Consider the following 15,994-nt stretch of genomic DNA (forward strand, 5'->3'; position numbering starts at 1 on the left):
AGGGAGACGGCCTTTTTAATGGTGTTATCTACTCACTTCATCCGTTACTTTCGAGATGAAATCAGAAAGTGAGATGGTTTCTGAGTTTTGCTCGCCATACTTACGAACGTTGACGGCTTCTTCTTTAATTTCATTGTCACCGACCACAAGCATATATGGAGTCTTGCTCATTTGCGCTTCACGGATCTTGTAGCCGATTTTTTCATCACGGCTGTCAAGTTCTACACGCAGCCCTTTAGCCTGCAGGTCTTCCTGAACTTTTTTTGCATAATCGAAATGTACATCTGGAGAAACAGGGATGACCTGAACCTGTACTGGTGCCAGCCAAGTTGGGAACGCTCCCTTGTACTCTTCAATCAAGAACGCGACAAATCGTTCCATTGTTGACACGACTCCGCGGTGGATAACAACCGGACGATGGTGCTTGCCATCTTCTCCGATATACGTTAAGTCAAAGCGCTCAGGAAGCAAGAAGTCCAGCTGAACAGTTGAAAGTGTTTCCTCTTTGCCCAAAGCTGTCTTCACCTGGACATCCAATTTAGGGCCGTAGAATGCTGCTTCGCCCTCTGCTTCGAAATAGTCAATTTCCATTTCATCCATTGCTTCTTTCAGCATTGCTTGCGCTCTCTCCCACATTTGATCATCATCAAAATACTTTTCTGTATCCTGAGGATCACGGTACGAGAGTCTGAAGGAGTAATCATTGAGGTCGAAATCTTTATATACCTCAAGGACCAGACGGACAACGCGCTTGAACTCTTCTTTGATTTGATCTGGACGCACAAATAAATGGGCATCATTCAGAGTCATTCCTCTTACACGCTGCAATCCAGAAAGAGCTCCGGACATTTCATAACGGTGCATTGTTCCGAGTTCCGCGATACGAATCGGAAGCTCACGGTAGCTGTGGATGCTGTTTTTGTAAATCATCATATGATGCGGACAGTTCATCGGACGAAGAACCAATTGTTCATTATCCATATCCATGACAGGGAACATATTTTCCTGATAATGATCCCAGTGGCCGCTTGTTTTATACAGATCAACGCTGCCCATCACTGGAGTATACACATGGTCATAGCCCAGTTTTTCTTCTTTATCGACGATGTAGCGCTCGATGATGCGTCGGATTGTCGCACCTTTTGGCAGCCACATTGGAAGGCCTTGTCCGACTTTCTGTGAGTTCATGAACAAATTAAGTTCTTTACCGATTTTACGGTGGTCACGTTCCTTTGCTTCTTCTAGCAGGCGCAAGTGCTCTTTTAAATCTTCTTTATTGAAGAAAGCAGTACCGTAAATACGCTGCAGCATTTTGTTATCGCTGTTTCCGCGCCAGTAAGCCCCTGCCACGCTCAGCAGTTTGAATTCTTTAATTTTCCCTGTTGATGGAACATGGATTCCTCGGCATAGGTCAAAAAAGTCACCTTGCTCATAGATGGAAACCTGCTCTCCTTCAGGGATGGCCTCCAGAAGTTCAAGCTTATACTCATCCCCGATGTCTTCGTACATTTTTTGCGCTTCATCACGGCTGACATCTTTTCTGACAACCTCAATATTTGATTCAGAAATCTTTTTCATCTCTTTTTCAATTTTAGGAAGGTCCTCAGATGTAATGCCGTGCTCTGAATCGATATCATAGTAGAAGCCGCCTTCTATAACAGGACCAATTGCTAGTTTAGCATCAGGATATAACCTTTTCACTGCCTGTGCCATCAAGTGCGCTGAACTGTGGCGCAGCACTTCAAGAGCATCGTCATGATCAGGGGTAACGATCTCAATCGGTCCATCCTCTGTAATCGGTGTTCTTAAATCGATCAAGTTTCCATTGATTTTTCCTGCCAGTGCTTTTTTCTTTAAGCCTGAGCTGATGGATGATGCGATTTCTTCAGTTGTCGTTCCTCGAGGAAACTCTTTCACTGCTCCATCAGGAAATGTAATTTTTAATGACTCTGACATAATGTTGTTCCTCCTTATTTGCATTGTTTGGTGCTCTGGGAGTTTTAAAAAAATTTTAGAAACACAAAAAACCCCATCCCTTCAAAAATGAAGGGACGAGGTTTGTTAGTTTCATCTCGTGGTTCCACCCAACTTCTCATTTGTATTTTCAAAAAAAGGAAATACAAATGACTCCGGATCATATAACGGCTGCTGCCGTCAACCAATACTGACGAACGATAAGCGGCGAATTTCTGCGTCGATTTCGCTCGTTCGGATCCTCACGTATTAAGATACGCTCCGGTCCTCTCTCCCTCATCTCCTTGAACTTCTTGCTTCTCGTTCGTCAGGGACGGGGATTGCGGCGAATTTCTGTATTGTTTTCGCTCAATCGTGTTCATGGTTGAAGTTCAGAGGCGGTCAGTGCTTCAATCGTGTTGGGAAGTTCCAGCCTAAGCTTCCCTCTCTGTAAACCGTGTTGAATACTGTTGTCCTCATCAAAACCTTGATATATGAAGTTAATATGTAGGTTATTATAGTCGGTTAGATGAGGAAAATCAAGCGTATGGCAGCAATTTGGGCTATTCATTTGCAGCATCGGGAATCTCGGGTTGGACACTGCCTGAAAATGCGGATAGCGGCAGAATCCTTACACGCTCCTCGAATATGTTTTGAATGGTTCGAATGAGCTTGATTTCGGAATCGGTGCAATACACATTAATCTGTTTGGGTGCCATGGACAGCAATGGGGCAATGGTATAGGAATCCACATATACAGGATGATTGGTCAAGAGGCGCTTGTCCACGAGACTGAACAATTCATTTCGTTTCAACTCTTTTAGAGCAGCATTGAAAAACAGCAGATCATAATTAGAAAAATAAAGATGAATGCACTCCTCCTGGTTGTTTTTTCCTGCCAGGTAGTCTCTCAGCATTTGGACGAACATCTGATAGTCCTGTTCGAGCTTATATTCATCGATCGCCCTTTCTACATACAAAACCGTTCTTTCATAAAGAGCTTTCAATCGGAACTTTACTAAAGAATCAAAGTGGACAGGTTCCTCTGCTTCCAATAAAGGCTCCAGATTACTTTTTAGAAAACCTGTTTCATCCCACTCCTCGATCAGGCTGGTTAATTCGTCCCTTTCGCCTGAGAGCATTTCATCAATGACCATTAGAATTTGTTCCTGCTCATGCGGATCTTTGTATAGGTAGTATTCCGACAACATAAAGGCTGACCAATCAAGCCTTTTTGTTTTCATAATAAAATGGAACAGACCATCCAGAATGGCTTGATGATCCTTCTGCTTATCCACTGACACAATATAATGCACTTGATTCTGAAAAAGAGTTTCGTGAATCAGCGAGCTGCACGACTCTTTTTCAAAGAACTTTTGGAGATTCTTAGCGTCTCCGTTTTGTTTGAAGATAATCTCAAACAATCCGCTCCCCCCTTTAAAGCCAAATCCCTGCTTTATATATATGGGGAGCTGGGACAAATTAGAAGTGCTCTTATTTACTTTCACCAAGCTTTTTCCAACTTAACTTTTAAATTTAATCTCTTTCATAAAAGTTTCGGTAGTTTCCTCATGATATCAGGTATTTTTTTACTAGTGGAAATCAACCTCAGAAAGTAATAACGATTTGCCAGGTTATTTATCTATTGTTAAGGACTTTATCTTCTGCGGTAATTATGAGATTGTTTTAGTTGTAAACGTTCAAGTTCTTCAGAACCGAGTGTGCGTTCAATTTTAAGGCATTGGGGGATTCAGATTGGAAATTATCGGAATAGCCATTATACTTATCGTGTTTTTCTCATCTAATATCATAGAAAAAAGGTTGAAATCAATTGAAAATCAAAACCATCGCTTAATAAAGATTTTAGAAGACATAAGAGATAAAAAATAAAGCGGACGTAATGTATTCGCTGAATTTCCCACTTTGTTATTTACCTCTTTATTGCAGGTTTAGTTTCATAACTTGTCATTAATAATCAAAACGCAGAGGCTGTTAAAACCTCTGCGTTTTCGGTGTGATTTAGTTAACCATAATATAAAAATCAGCTTAATATTATTCTGATCCTGCTACTGCCTTCGGTTGATTCCATCAAGAAGGACCGGCTTGGTTAAGTACTTGATTCTCTCCATGATTCTCGCAGCTTTCATTTTTTCCTCTTCTCCGCGCTGTGAATACGTAAGGTGATGTTTCAGGCCTTCGTAATCAAAGTTTGAGGTGAAGAAGGTTGGAAGGTTTTCCAGCATTCTGAATTGCAGGATGGTTCCCAGAATTTCGTCCCTCACCCAGCTTGACATAGTTTCTGCACCGATGTCATCCAGCATGAGGATAGGGGCTTTCTTAACCGCATCCAGCTTTTCATCCATGGAATGATCATTGAGGGACTGCTTCATCTCCCGCACAAACTCCGGCATGTAGACCAGCAGGGAGGAGATTTTTTTATCCGCAAGCTGATTAGCGATGGCACCGAGCAGATAAGATTTCCCCACTCCGAACTTACCGTGAAAATATAAACCCTTCTGGCTTCTCCCCGCTTCATAACTTTCAACAAATTCATTAGCGAGGTCCACCGCTTCCAGTCTGCCTTGCGAATCAAGATCGATGGTCGAGAAAGACGCCTGAAGAATATCCCTGGGTACATAAAGGCTCTTAATCAGCTTCTCAGACTTCCTCTTCTCATCATCCATTTCCTTGCGCGGGCAGACATGATACTCAATATCGATGAGTTCTCCTCTTATGACTAAATGGGGATCATACCCTTTCATCATATTCTTACATTCGGAGAGGCTTGGACAATCCACACACTGTTTGCTCTGTGAGATATATTCATAGAGCTTCATCATGCTGTTATCCACCATTGTTTTAGTGACTTTACCTTGGTTCTTTTCAATAAAATGCTTTACATAATCGTCTTGCATGATCTCCTGCCTCATTTTTTCATATCTTTCTTTAAAGGTTTGGGAGCCCGCAAGCTTTTTCAGGGAATTTTGGATCGAATCCAATCTTCTTCACCTACTTTCGGTATTTCTTCAGTTTTTCTTCCAGTTTTCGTTTCTGCTCTTCAAAATCAGAGCTGTTTTGATCAGGCTTCTTATCTGTTGTGTCTGCAGGTTTTTCGTCAAACCAATCAGGCAGCTTCTCAGTCCTGACTGGTTTTTTATAATTTCTCTTATTATCTTTTTTGCCTTCTGCCCATGACAGATATTCCTTGTGCTCTTTCTTAGCCAATTCCATCGCTTCCTGGGCAGTAGAGACCTTCTTCCGCACCCATTGGGACGCAATCTTCTCCACATATCCCTTCGTGAGCTTCATATCTGTTTTTAAAAGGACGTATTGTAAAAGGACATTGGCCACACCGGTAGAAAGTTTCTTGGATATCATCACTTCTTCAATAGCCTGCAAATCGCTTTTTGCCGGCTCAATCCCTCCGGAAATATCCTTAAGAACTTCTTTGGGAGAAGTCGTTTCAAGATACTCTATCAACTCTTCTTCTTTTGTAGCAGGAGTTTTCCTGGATGCTTCAGCAGTTTTTTCCGTCTTGGTCTTCAAATCAGGAAGCGGGTCCCCCGCATTATGGAGCTGATACCAATCCCTTGCCGCTTTACGTAATTCCTCGATATTAATTTCCTCGTCTTCCGTCAAAGCACTCAGCACGACATTCTTCATTTGCAGCGGGTCTATGCTGTATAAACAGCTTAGCTTAGCAACTGTTTCTTTTACATTAGGAGTGAAAGCCCGCCTCGGAACCATGTTCTGGGAAAGTCCGGCAAGCAGCAGGTCAAAATCGAAATCTATGGTGTCAACTGGAACACCGGGCGAACTTTGCGGCTCCGTAAACCTTTTGCCTTCAGATAGCGAGCTTGCACTTTCGGCTTCATCATCGAGCAGGTTAATCGATTGGCTGGAAGTATAGATATCCTGAAATGACCTAGTGACTTCCTTATAATGTGACAAATCCTTTTCTTCATCGCAGAAGAATTTCTTCAAACGGTTGAAATGGGTCTTCCCGATTTTCCTGAAAAGGTATACATTCAGCATTCCATCAGAAAAGAATTGCTGAGGAGACAGCGGAGGCTGGATTTCATAAATGAAATCCCGAGGATCTCCACCTTGTTTCTCATACGTCTTCAACAATCCGATGCCCTCCAACTTCATTCTCGCCTCGTAAACATCAGGCAGGTTGGAAGAAAGAAAATTCATCAAGTGATAATGAGTGGATTGTTCGGAGTTCAGCCTGTTCTCCTCTACCTCATTTAACAGGGTCATATACAGGCTGTAGCATATCGGACCTATCAGCGGCTGATATAGGAATGTGACAGCTTTCCGTTCATATTCCTGAATAACGCCGTTTAGACATACCGTATACCTGTCGACAGGCTGAATTTTATTCCAGTGATTCTTCATTTGATCTCCTTACCTTTCCAAATACGACGACTTGCGGAGGGTGCCCTGTAACAAAGAGAAAAAGAGCCAAGAAGTACTCAGCTCATACACAGTCAGTCTTTTTTAATCAAATCCTTTAACTCATCTATAAACACATTAATATCTTTGAACTGGCGGTAAACAGACGCAAAGCGGACATAGGCAACTTCATCCACTTTCGCAAGGCGGTCCATAACAAGTTCACCGATTTTTTCCGATTGAACTTCAGATGACCCTTCATTCCTCAGTTCTTTTTCAATATCTCCCGTGATGCTTTCAAGAGTATCCAAGGAGACAGGGCGCTTTTCACACGCTTTAATAAGACCCCTCAGCATCTTCTCGCGGCTGAACTCTTCACGGATCCCTTCCTTTTTGACTACGATGAGAGGATACTCCTCCACCTTTTCAAAAGTTGTGAATCTATAAGAGCAAACTTCGCATTCCCGTCTTCTTCTGATCGACCGGCCTTCGTCAACCGGACGCGAGTCAACCACTCTCGTTCCATTATATTTACACGATGGACATTTCATAATATCAGCTCCGAATCTTTGTCACAATCGGACTACGCTTTGTTTATCTACTTAAATAATATATAACCGGACGCTCAATCACAAGATGGAATTTATGCCCTTTTCAATCTGCTGTCCAAGATTTTATAAAAAGAAGCGATTTCCTGCTTCATCTTCGGATACAAGCCCGGCACCTTTTTCTCTGCACTGATTTTGAAGTCGACTGCTGATTCAAATGGTGCAACATTTATGGCCGTTACAACGATGAAATAACCGGGAAACCCGCCTTTCTCTACTGTAATTTCCCCGCGTTCCCTCGACTCGGCAATCACTTTATACCCGCCTGATGCAAACAAGTCCAAAACCGCCTGAAAAACCTTATCCTGAGCAGATTTATAGTAATGGGTCTGAATTGCTTTATCCTGAGTGCTGTCCGATGTTTCGACATCCGATTTAAATATAGTCATGATAGATGTAAATACTCCCAAGTTTCTTCCCTCGCTATCTTCATTCAAATATCCCGCAGGTTCCCCGTCGAGATCTATTAGTTTCCGAAAAAATATTCCTGCTCTTATTGTACCGAAATTCTTCACTTAAAAAAAGCATTCCCCACCCAAAGTGATAGACTTTGTTCAATACTTGCTTCTTAGAGGTGTATATACCTAAAGAAAGACCAAAAGCGCAAGCGCACCTTTAAGTCCGGACAGAACAATTTGCATCTTTGGTCTAGAAGGATGGATTTTTGTAGAGATCTGTATGAAGATGGAGGTGCCTCGGTCGGGAGGGATGGATTTTCGCTGAGATCTGTATGAGGTTGCCGGCACTTCGGTCACGAGAGGTGGATTTTCGCTGAGATATGTATGAAGTTGGAGGGACTTCGGACGGGAGGGGTAGATTTTTGGTGAGATATGTATGAGGTTGGCTGCACTTCGGTCAGGAGAGAGGGTTTTTTRCTGAGTTATGTATGAGGTTGGGGCTGCTTCGGTCGGGAGTGGTGGATTTTTGCTGAGATATGTATGAGGTTGGCTGCACTTCGGTCAGGAGAGAGGGATTTTTGCTGAGTTATGTATGAGGTTGGGGCTGTCTCGGTCGGGAGGAAGGGATTTTCGTTGAGATCTGTATGAAGTTTGGGCTGTCTCGGTCGGGAGGGAGGGATTTTCGCTGAGATATGTATGAAGTTGGAGGGACTTCGGTCGTGATGAGCGTTTTGCTTTTAGACATATATCAAGTAATAACATCTAGTAGTAAGAATACGATGGGATTAGTCAGAACCATAACCAGCAAGCACCGATCCTAGTGCGCTTACACTGGAACATTAATACACACAGGCGCCTAGATTAGATCTTACACGAAAAGTTCCCCAACCTGAAAAGTCAATCTTACTCACAAAAAAGAGCCATTCTAAGAATTAGAAGGCTCCGTGATTTTTTATAATGCGTTCACTTTTGATTGTTTCACTTGTACAGGACCCATGCCGCGCGGTAATTCGATATTCTCGCGTGTTTGTGCATTTAGGGCTTCAGCTATATAATCAGCAGCGATATTAGGATCTAGATCACCGCATGTATATACATCAATGCTCGCATAACCATGTTCAGGAAAGCTGTGAATCGTCAAGTGAGACTCTGAAATGATCACCACTCCGCTTACACCTTGAGGAGCAAACTTGTGAAAGGCCACCTCGCGAACTTCTGCACCTGATTTCAATGCAGCATCTACAAACGTTCTTTCAATCTCATTTACATCGTTTAACTTGTCAAAATCGCAACCCCATAATTCAGAGATTACATGTCTACCCATTGTTTCCATTTCTTGTTTCCCCCTTTGACATAATTTTTTTCGTCAAAATGAACCTATCCTTCGGCAACATAATAACTACCACGGGGGAAAGTTAGTCCGAAGAGGTCCTAACCCTTTAAGTAGTTAACAATAATTACAATTGCGTTCAAGAAGTTCACGAAAAATAGTATACTTTGTTTAAATCAGATTTGCAATAAAAAAAGTTAAATATTTTCTTTGATTGATTTTTGGGTGAAGCGAGACCAGTTAAGATTCCTATCGAAAAGGTTTTCAGATATTTCACATCCTCGGACAAGATGATCCAAGCTTTCTCCGTTTTGTCTTCAGCCCTTACTATGTGTTTTCCCGTTAGTCCGGAATTTCACTCATCCCCTAGTCAGTGTTCTATTACTGATTGCACGGAGCTCTAGAGTTATTTTAATATTGATGATTTGCGAAGGGCTTTATATGCGCATAAATCACCATGTTAATTTGCTGATCCCCTGAAGCAGGGTGTTTTCTCTCTAATCACCTTGCACCTTTGCCGGTTTCCCTCTGAAGCTGGGTGTTTATGCACTAATCACCCTGATATAATTCGAACTCCCCTCTGCAGCAGAGCATTTCTCGGTTTTCCATTTTAAAAAGTGAGCCTCGAAAGCCCGCCCCTGCTCTTTGTAGAACACAAAAAAGCCGGGAAAACAATTCCCGGCTTCTCGAAAACTTTTATACATTCACACTAGATTTCAGCTGCTGCGCAACATACTTAGCCAAGTCCACTACCCTGCAGGAATAGCCCCACTCATTGTCATACCATGCGAGTACCTTCACTTTGCGGTCACCGATGACCATAGTGGATAAGCCATCGATAATCGCGGAATGAGGATTTGTATTGAAATCAATAGATACCAGTGGTTCTGTTGTAAACTGCAGGATTCCTTCCAGCGACCCTTGAGAAGCTGTGATCAGCGCCTCGTTGATTTCTTCCGCTGTAACCTCTCTTTTTACATCAACAACCAGGTCGACTAGCGATACATTCGGTGTAGGAACACGCAAAGCCATTCCGTGAAGCTTGCCCTTCAGCTGAGGAAGGACCAATGATAACGCTTTCGCAGCACCCGTCGTTGTTGGGATAATCGATTGACCGCAAGCTCTTGCTCTTCTCAAATCTTTATGAGGGTTATCGATATTCTTCTGATCATTCGTGTAGGCATGAACTGTTGTCATCAAGCCATTTTCAATACCAAACTGCTCATCCAGCACTTTCGCTACAGGTGCAAGACAGTTTGTAGTACAGGAAGCATTTGAAATGATGCTATGCTCTTCAATTTTTAGAGCGCTTTCATTCACGCCCATCACAATCGTCACATCTTCGTTTTTCCCCGGAGCTGTAAGAATTACTTTTTTAGCACCGGCTTCAAGATGCAGGCTAGCTTTTTCTTTCGAGTTGAATTTCCCTGTTGCTTCTATTACGATATCAATCTCAAGATCTTTCCATGGAAGTTCTCTTGGATCGCGATTGCTGATTAGTTGAACGCGTTTGTCATTCACAATGATGGCATTTTCTTCAGTTGATACTTCTGCGTTGAATGTGCCATGATTTGTGTCATACTTAATTAAATGAGCCAGTGTTTCTGGAGGATAGCTCGCATTGATTGCTACAATATCAATATTCTCATCTAATATCGCTTTTCTGAATACCATTCTCCCAATACGCCCAAAACCGTTGATTGCCAATTTCGCCTTCATTAATCCGGCTCCCCTCTATATAAACGTTATACTTTTTATGTGTTTCAGTTAGCATTAGTATAACATATTTACCAAAAAACTGAATGATTAATTTGCATATTTTAAATGATTAATTATTCCGAATTTTATATCCACAGGGCTCTTAACGCCTTTTCCCGAACACAAAGTTTACTAAGGTTGTTTTGCCCAGCTTGCCTGAATTAGTCTGGCTGTAAAGCTGCCTTATTAAAATATGAGTGATCTATTCATGAAATTCCTCATTCTCTTTTAAAATCTTAAAAGAACAGCACCTAGACCAGTAAATGTGCTTAAAGGAAAAAGCGTGGTCTTTCGTTTTCGCTCTATTCATAAAAATTGTAGCTGCTTCTTCAAATTATCATGCCATTATTTTCTTAGCTCTTTGACTTAATGGTACGTTTCCAAGCTAATCAAGCCATTATCTTCCTGACTCCATGAGTAATTGGTACGTTTCTCTATTGCATCATTTTTAAAAGGGTATCTCTGAAACTACTATCAAAGTTTTATAAAGGAGCTTTTCTTTTATTCTCAGGCACTTATTCGACCCAGAGGGACCAGGCTGAAGTTCGACATGTATATAAGGTTAAAACTATCCTCAAAGGTGAAATTCATAAAATCAAACAAAAAAGAAGCTGATTGTTCAGCTTCCTTTCAAAATTACGGTGTTAAGTTCCATCGGACAAGAAGATCATCCAATTGAACGCCCGTTTCATCAATGGTTCCCCTGTTATCCAACACAGCATCTGCCAGGTTTCTTTTCTCGTCCAGACTCATCTGGGAATTCACCCTGGCTTCTGCTTCTTCCTCTGTCAATCTGTTTCTCAACATAAGCCTGGATAATTGGGTATCTCGATCTACATACACAACAACTGTTTTCTCCACCATCCAAGTTAAATTGCTTTCAAAAAGCAATGGAATATCCATCACGACAGTCTGCTTTCCATTTTCAAAGGCTTTCTCTTTTTCAGCGAGCATTTCGGCTCTCACTGCAGGATGCACAATCCCGTTCAGTTCTTTCCGGCGCTCTTCATTATAGAATATGATGTTTCCGAGAGCAGCACGGTCCAGGGTTCCTTCCTTATTTAAAATGTCCTGACCAAATGTCTCGACTATTTTTAAATAAGCTGGCTCTCCGGGTTCCACGACCTTCCTTGCAGCCAAATCTGCATCCACCACTGTGAACCCTTTTTGGGCAAGAAGGCTGGATACTGTACTTTTCCCGCTGGCAATCCCGCCAGTCAGGCCGATAATTGATGTCATTATCAGTCATCCTTTCTTCCATTCAGAACCGCAGCACGCCAATCAGTATTAAAAGCACTCCCGGCAGAAAAGATACTTTCTTCACCCATCCCATATGGGCACAGCTCTTTCCGATTCTCAAGCCCGCCGACAGGAACACAATACTCATCATCATGACTGAAAAAGCGAGAAGCAAAGGAGAATAGCCTAATAAAGCCGCTCCAATACCTGCACCAAAGGCGTCAAGAGAAAGAGCGAGGCCCAGCATGATCGCTTCCACGCCTGTAATCGTGCCTGATCGGTCAAAGTCTGCCGCCATCGGCCTTTTAAGAATGTTGATTACGAGCCCGATCGATTCTATTTCGAAATTAAATAAGATTTTCTCTTCATCTACAACTGTATCTTTTCTGGATGTGAAGAATTGCAGCAGCACAAAAGCACCGATAGCAATAAGGATGAGCCCGCCGATCCTATCGGCAGCTCCTTCTGACAGGAAATTTTCCGCTGAGCTTCCTATCGACATTGCGGCCAGCAGTGAGCCGGCAGAACATACCGAAATGATCACAATGGACCTTAGCGGCATCCCCATTTTTCTGAGGCCATAAGTCAGGCCGGTGCTGAAGCTGTCAAGACTTACGGCGAACGCAAGCATGAATAATAAAAGTGTCCCACTCATGATGTTAAGCTCCTCCTCCTTTTATAAATCAAGAGGATGGCAACCAGGATTGCTGGTATCCGGTTTCCTCCATACCTTTCATAGCTACGTTAGTATATGGAGAAAGCTTATCAGGTGTTAAGAACCTATTATCCTGCTTATATCAGCCAAATCATTCAGCCCTTACTTCTGGCAGTTTGGACAGAAGTGTGTGCCTCTTCCTGCCGTTACATTTTTTTCGATGGTTTTGCCGCATGTTCTGCATTCTTCGTTCTTTCGACCGTAAACGAACAGCTGCTGCTGGAACATTCCGATTTGTCCTTGTGAGTTCACATAGGAGCGGATGGTGCTGCCTCCCTGCTCAACCGCTTCACTTAACGTATCGATGATTTCCTTATGCAGCTTTTTTATTTCAGTTTTTTTGATGGTCTTTGCCTTTCTCGCTGGGTGTATCCCGCTTCTGAAGAGGGCCTCGTCTACATAGATATTCCCCAACCCGACCAGCACAGTCTGATCCAGAAGGACCGCCTTAACTGCACGCTCCGTCTTGGCCAGTTTCTCAGTGAGATGCTTTATTGTAAAATCCGTTGAGAAAGGCTCTGGTCCCAGCTGAGACAAGGGTAAATGCAAGAGTTCTTCTCCTTTTGGAAATAAATGCATGGTTCCGAATTTCCTGACATCCTTATATCTTAATTCTGTGCCGTCTTCAAAATAAAAAATGACATGGGTGTGCTTATCGACAGCTTCTTCCCCTGGAAAAACACCATATCGGCCCTCCATCCTCAAGTGTGATACCAGGGAATAGTGGTCTGTCTGCAGGATGAGAAATTTCCCCCTGCGGTTGACTCCCTGAATGGTTTCACCTTGCAGAGACATCTTAAATTCTTCCACTTCGTCAGGAAGCTTGACCATTTTAGGCCAAAAAACTGAAACTGAATGAATTCTTTTTCCTGTAACCAATTCAGCCAGTGTTCTTCTGACGGTTTCCACTTCTGGCAGTTCCGGCAAATCAGATCACCCGCCTCATCATTATTTTGCGTCGTACCATGTCGGGCCGTAAGAATAGTCCACTTTTAATGGAACCTCCAGCTCAATGGCATTTTCCATGACTTCCGGTACGATTTCCTTTAAACGTTCAATTTCATCTTCTGGTGCTTCAAAAATCAATTCATCGTGCACTTGCAGAAGCAGGCGTGTTTGAAGTTTCTCTTTCTCCAGTCTTTCCGCCATCTCGATCATCGCTTTTTTGATAATATCCGCGGCGCTTCCCTGGATCGGCGTATTCATTGCTGTCCTTTCTGCAAAGCTGCGCAGGTTGAAATTCCGGCTCGTGATTTCAGGGATATATCTGCGTCTTTGGAGCAGTGTCTTAACAAAGCCATTCTGCTTCGCCTCGCCAATAATATCATCCATATATTCCTTAACCCCCGGGTAGCTGTCCAGGTACCTTTGAATAAATTCTCCTGCTTCTTTTCTTGTAATGCCCAGACTTTGAGATAGACCAAAGTCACTGATTCCGTAGACAATCCCAAAGTTAACGGCTTTGGCATGCCTTCTCATGTTGGAGGTCACATTGTCTGCCTCTACATGGAATACATCCATCGCTGTTTTTGTATGGATATCCATCCCTTCCCGGAATGCATGGATCAGTTTTTCATCGGCTGCGATATGAGCGAGCACCCTCAATTCAATTTGAGAGTAGTCCGCAGCGAACATGAGCCACCCTTTTTCAGAAGGAACAAACGCCTGCCTGATTTTCCGGCCTTCTTCCAGTCTGATTGGAATATTTTGCAAGTTCGGATCTGTTGAACTGAGTCTTCCCGTTTGAGTCAGTGCTTGATTGAATCGGGTGTGCACTTTATTTGTATCCTCATGGATGACCTTCAGCAGACCTTCTAAGTAAGTTGATTGCAGCTTTCCAAGCTGACGATAGTGAAGGATATGATCTACGATTTCATGCTTGGATTGCAGTTTTTCCAATACATCTGCAGAAGTAGAGTAGCCGGTCTTCGTTTTTTTGATTGCGGGCAGCTCTAGCTTTTCAAATAAAATGACTCCAAGCTGTTTCGGGGAATTGATATTGAATTCCTCTCCAGCCAGTTCATGAATTTTCTTCTCCAGTGTATCGAGCCTTTCAGCCAGCTCAGACTTCATTTCTCTCAATCGCTCCGTATCCACAGCAACCCCTGTGTATTCCATTTCAGCAAGAATGATGGCAAGCGGAAGTTCCAAATCGGTAAATAACTGATACTGGTCATTCTTCTCCAAAGCTTCTTCGCATGTACTTTTCAATTCAAAAACCACGTTAGCTTTTCTTGCCAGATGCTCTGCCAATCTATTTTCTTCTGGAACCTTTCTTTTTGCCCCTTTTCCGTAGACAGCTTCATCGGACTCAATAGCAGAAGCACCATGTTTTCTCGCTACACCAGCAAAATCATCGGCAGATTCAGCCGGGTTTAAAATGTAGGAAGCAATCAGCAAATCAAATTCTATACCATTCAATTCGATCCCCTGTCTCCTCAAGGAAACGATGGACCTCTTCGCATCAAAGACAGATTTCTTATTGTTTTCATCCCTCGCCCATTCCTTGAATACATCTGACTCCAAGGCTGTTTTCAGAGTGAAGAAGTAGTTTCCTTTGCTGTTTCTCATGGTGATGCCTGCAATATCACCATTGAAATAATTATCTTCCATCACTTCAACATAGAGAGAAGACTCCTCTTTAAGGTGCTCGTCCTTAATTTCGGATAAAATTTCAAAAGAAACATCCAGCAGATCCTGTTCCTCTTCCACTGTTTCTCCCATCTTTTCCAGAAGGGAATTGAAACCAAGCTCCTTAAAGAATTCCTTTAACTTTTTGTCGTCGCTTCCTTCATAGTTCAATTCCTCAAGAGAAACCTCTATCGGCGCTTCACGAAGGATCGTGGCTAGTTCTTTACTCATCACAGCCTGGTCCTTGTTCTCTTCAAGCTTTTCTTTGAGCTTTTTACCGCTGACTTCATCAATGGATTCCAGCAGCTTCTCAAGGGTCCCGAATTGCTTTAATAACTTAATGGCTGTTTTCTCGCCAACGCCGGGTACTCCAGGAATGTTATCGGAACTGTCCCCCATCAAGCCCTTCATATCAATGATTCTGTCAGGTGTGATTTCCCATTTCTCCATGATATGTTCCGGAGTGTAAATCTCGATATCCGTGATGCCTTTCCGGGTAATGCCGACTGTCGTGGTTTCAGAGCTAAGCTGGGTCAAGTCTTTATCTCCGGAAATGATTTTCACTTCGTATCCATCTTTTTCCGCTTGAAGGGAAAGAGTCCCGATAATATCATCCGCTTCATAATTCTCCAGCTCATACCTTGGAATTTGATAAGCGTCCAGCAGTTCTCTTATATAAGGAAATTGTTCAGACAGTTCTGGCGGGGTTTTCTGTCTGCCGCCTTTATATTCGCCGAATGTTTTATGTCTAAAAGTGGTCTTCCCGGCATCAAATGCAACCAGGATATGAGTAGGATTTTCTTCTGTCATTATTTTTTGCAGCATGGTAGTAAAGCCGTAGACTGCATTTGTATGTACCCCTTTATCATTGTTCAATAATGGCAGGGCAAAAAAAGCGCGATAAGCTATACTGTTACCGTCAATCAACATTAACTTTTTCTTCATGTATGAACCTCCCGGATCA

Annotated in this window: 12 protein-coding genes; all 12 read right to left on the bottom strand. The window is 42.7% G+C overall.

Translation table 11 applies throughout. The features are described 5' to 3' along the window. Positions 1 to 24: 24 nt before the first annotated feature. Entirely contained in the window at positions 25 to 1,956 is a 1,932-nt protein-coding gene (gene thrS, locus FZC78_RS01370) for a threonine--tRNA ligase (RefSeq protein WP_148937898.1), read from the bottom strand. 560 nt (positions 1,957 to 2,516) lie between these two features. Next, a complete protein-coding gene (gene ytxC / locus FZC78_RS01375; protein ID WP_148937899.1) occupies positions 2,517 to 3,377 on the bottom strand; it encodes a sporulation protein YtxC in 861 nt (286 codons plus the stop codon). Positions 3,378 to 4,019: 642 nt separating this feature from the next. Beyond that, positions 4,020 to 4,952, bottom strand: coding sequence for a primosomal protein DnaI (gene dnaI / locus FZC78_RS01380; protein WP_148937900.1), 933 nt, complete (start codon positions 4,950 to 4,952; stop codon positions 4,020 to 4,022). A gap of 10 nt (positions 4,953 to 4,962) precedes the next feature. Then, on the bottom strand, positions 4,963 to 6,354 hold the full coding sequence (locus tag FZC78_RS01385; protein ID WP_148937901.1) for a replication initiation and membrane attachment family protein: 1,392 nt from the start codon (positions 6,352 to 6,354) through the stop codon (positions 4,963 to 4,965). A gap of 92 nt (positions 6,355 to 6,446) precedes the next feature. Beyond that, positions 6,447 to 6,902 (bottom strand): transcriptional regulator NrdR, encoded by a 456-nt coding sequence (gene nrdR, locus FZC78_RS01390; RefSeq protein WP_148937902.1) that lies wholly within the window; start codon positions 6,900 to 6,902, stop codon positions 6,447 to 6,449. 92 nt (positions 6,903 to 6,994) lie between these two features. Beyond that, on the bottom strand, positions 6,995 to 7,348 hold the full coding sequence (locus FZC78_RS01395) for a cytosolic protein (RefSeq protein ID WP_148937903.1): 354 nt from the start codon (positions 7,346 to 7,348) through the stop codon (positions 6,995 to 6,997). Between the two features lie 961 nt (positions 7,349 to 8,309). Beyond that, positions 8,310 to 8,690, bottom strand: coding sequence for an adenosylmethionine decarboxylase (speD, locus tag FZC78_RS01400; RefSeq protein WP_006837820.1), 381 nt, complete (start codon positions 8,688 to 8,690; stop codon positions 8,310 to 8,312). A 693-nt stretch (positions 8,691 to 9,383) separates the two neighbouring features. Further along, positions 9,384 to 10,406: a glyceraldehyde-3-phosphate dehydrogenase gene (locus tag FZC78_RS01405; protein ID WP_148937904.1), complete on the bottom strand. Its 1,023-nt coding sequence runs from the start codon at positions 10,404 to 10,406 to the stop codon at positions 9,384 to 9,386. Between the two features lie 675 nt (positions 10,407 to 11,081). Beyond that, positions 11,082 to 11,684 carry a dephospho-CoA kinase gene (gene coaE / locus FZC78_RS01410; RefSeq protein WP_148937905.1) on the bottom strand — a complete coding sequence of 201 codons (603 nt, stop codon included), beginning with the start codon at positions 11,682 to 11,684 and terminating at the stop codon, positions 11,082 to 11,084. A 22-nt stretch (positions 11,685 to 11,706) separates the two neighbouring features. After that, positions 11,707 to 12,339, bottom strand: a complete 633-nt coding sequence (gene ytaF / locus FZC78_RS01415; RefSeq protein ID WP_148937906.1) for a sporulation membrane protein YtaF — start codon at positions 12,337 to 12,339, stop codon at positions 11,707 to 11,709. Between the two features lie 162 nt (positions 12,340 to 12,501). Beyond that, complete coding sequence (gene mutM / locus FZC78_RS01420; RefSeq protein ID WP_148937907.1) at positions 12,502 to 13,326, bottom strand: DNA-formamidopyrimidine glycosylase; 825 nt, start codon at positions 13,324 to 13,326, stop codon at positions 12,502 to 12,504. A gap of 21 nt (positions 13,327 to 13,347) precedes the next feature. Next, positions 13,348 to 15,975 carry a DNA polymerase I gene (gene polA, locus FZC78_RS01425; protein ID WP_148937908.1) on the bottom strand — a complete coding sequence of 876 codons (2,628 nt, stop codon included), beginning with the start codon at positions 15,973 to 15,975 and terminating at the stop codon, positions 13,348 to 13,350. Between the last annotated feature and the right edge of the window lie 19 nt (positions 15,976 to 15,994).

The sequence above is a fragment of the Rossellomorea vietnamensis genome, assembly GCF_008180415.1.
Classification (GTDB): domain Bacteria; phylum Bacillota; class Bacilli; order Bacillales; family Bacillaceae_B; genus Rossellomorea; species Rossellomorea vietnamensis_C.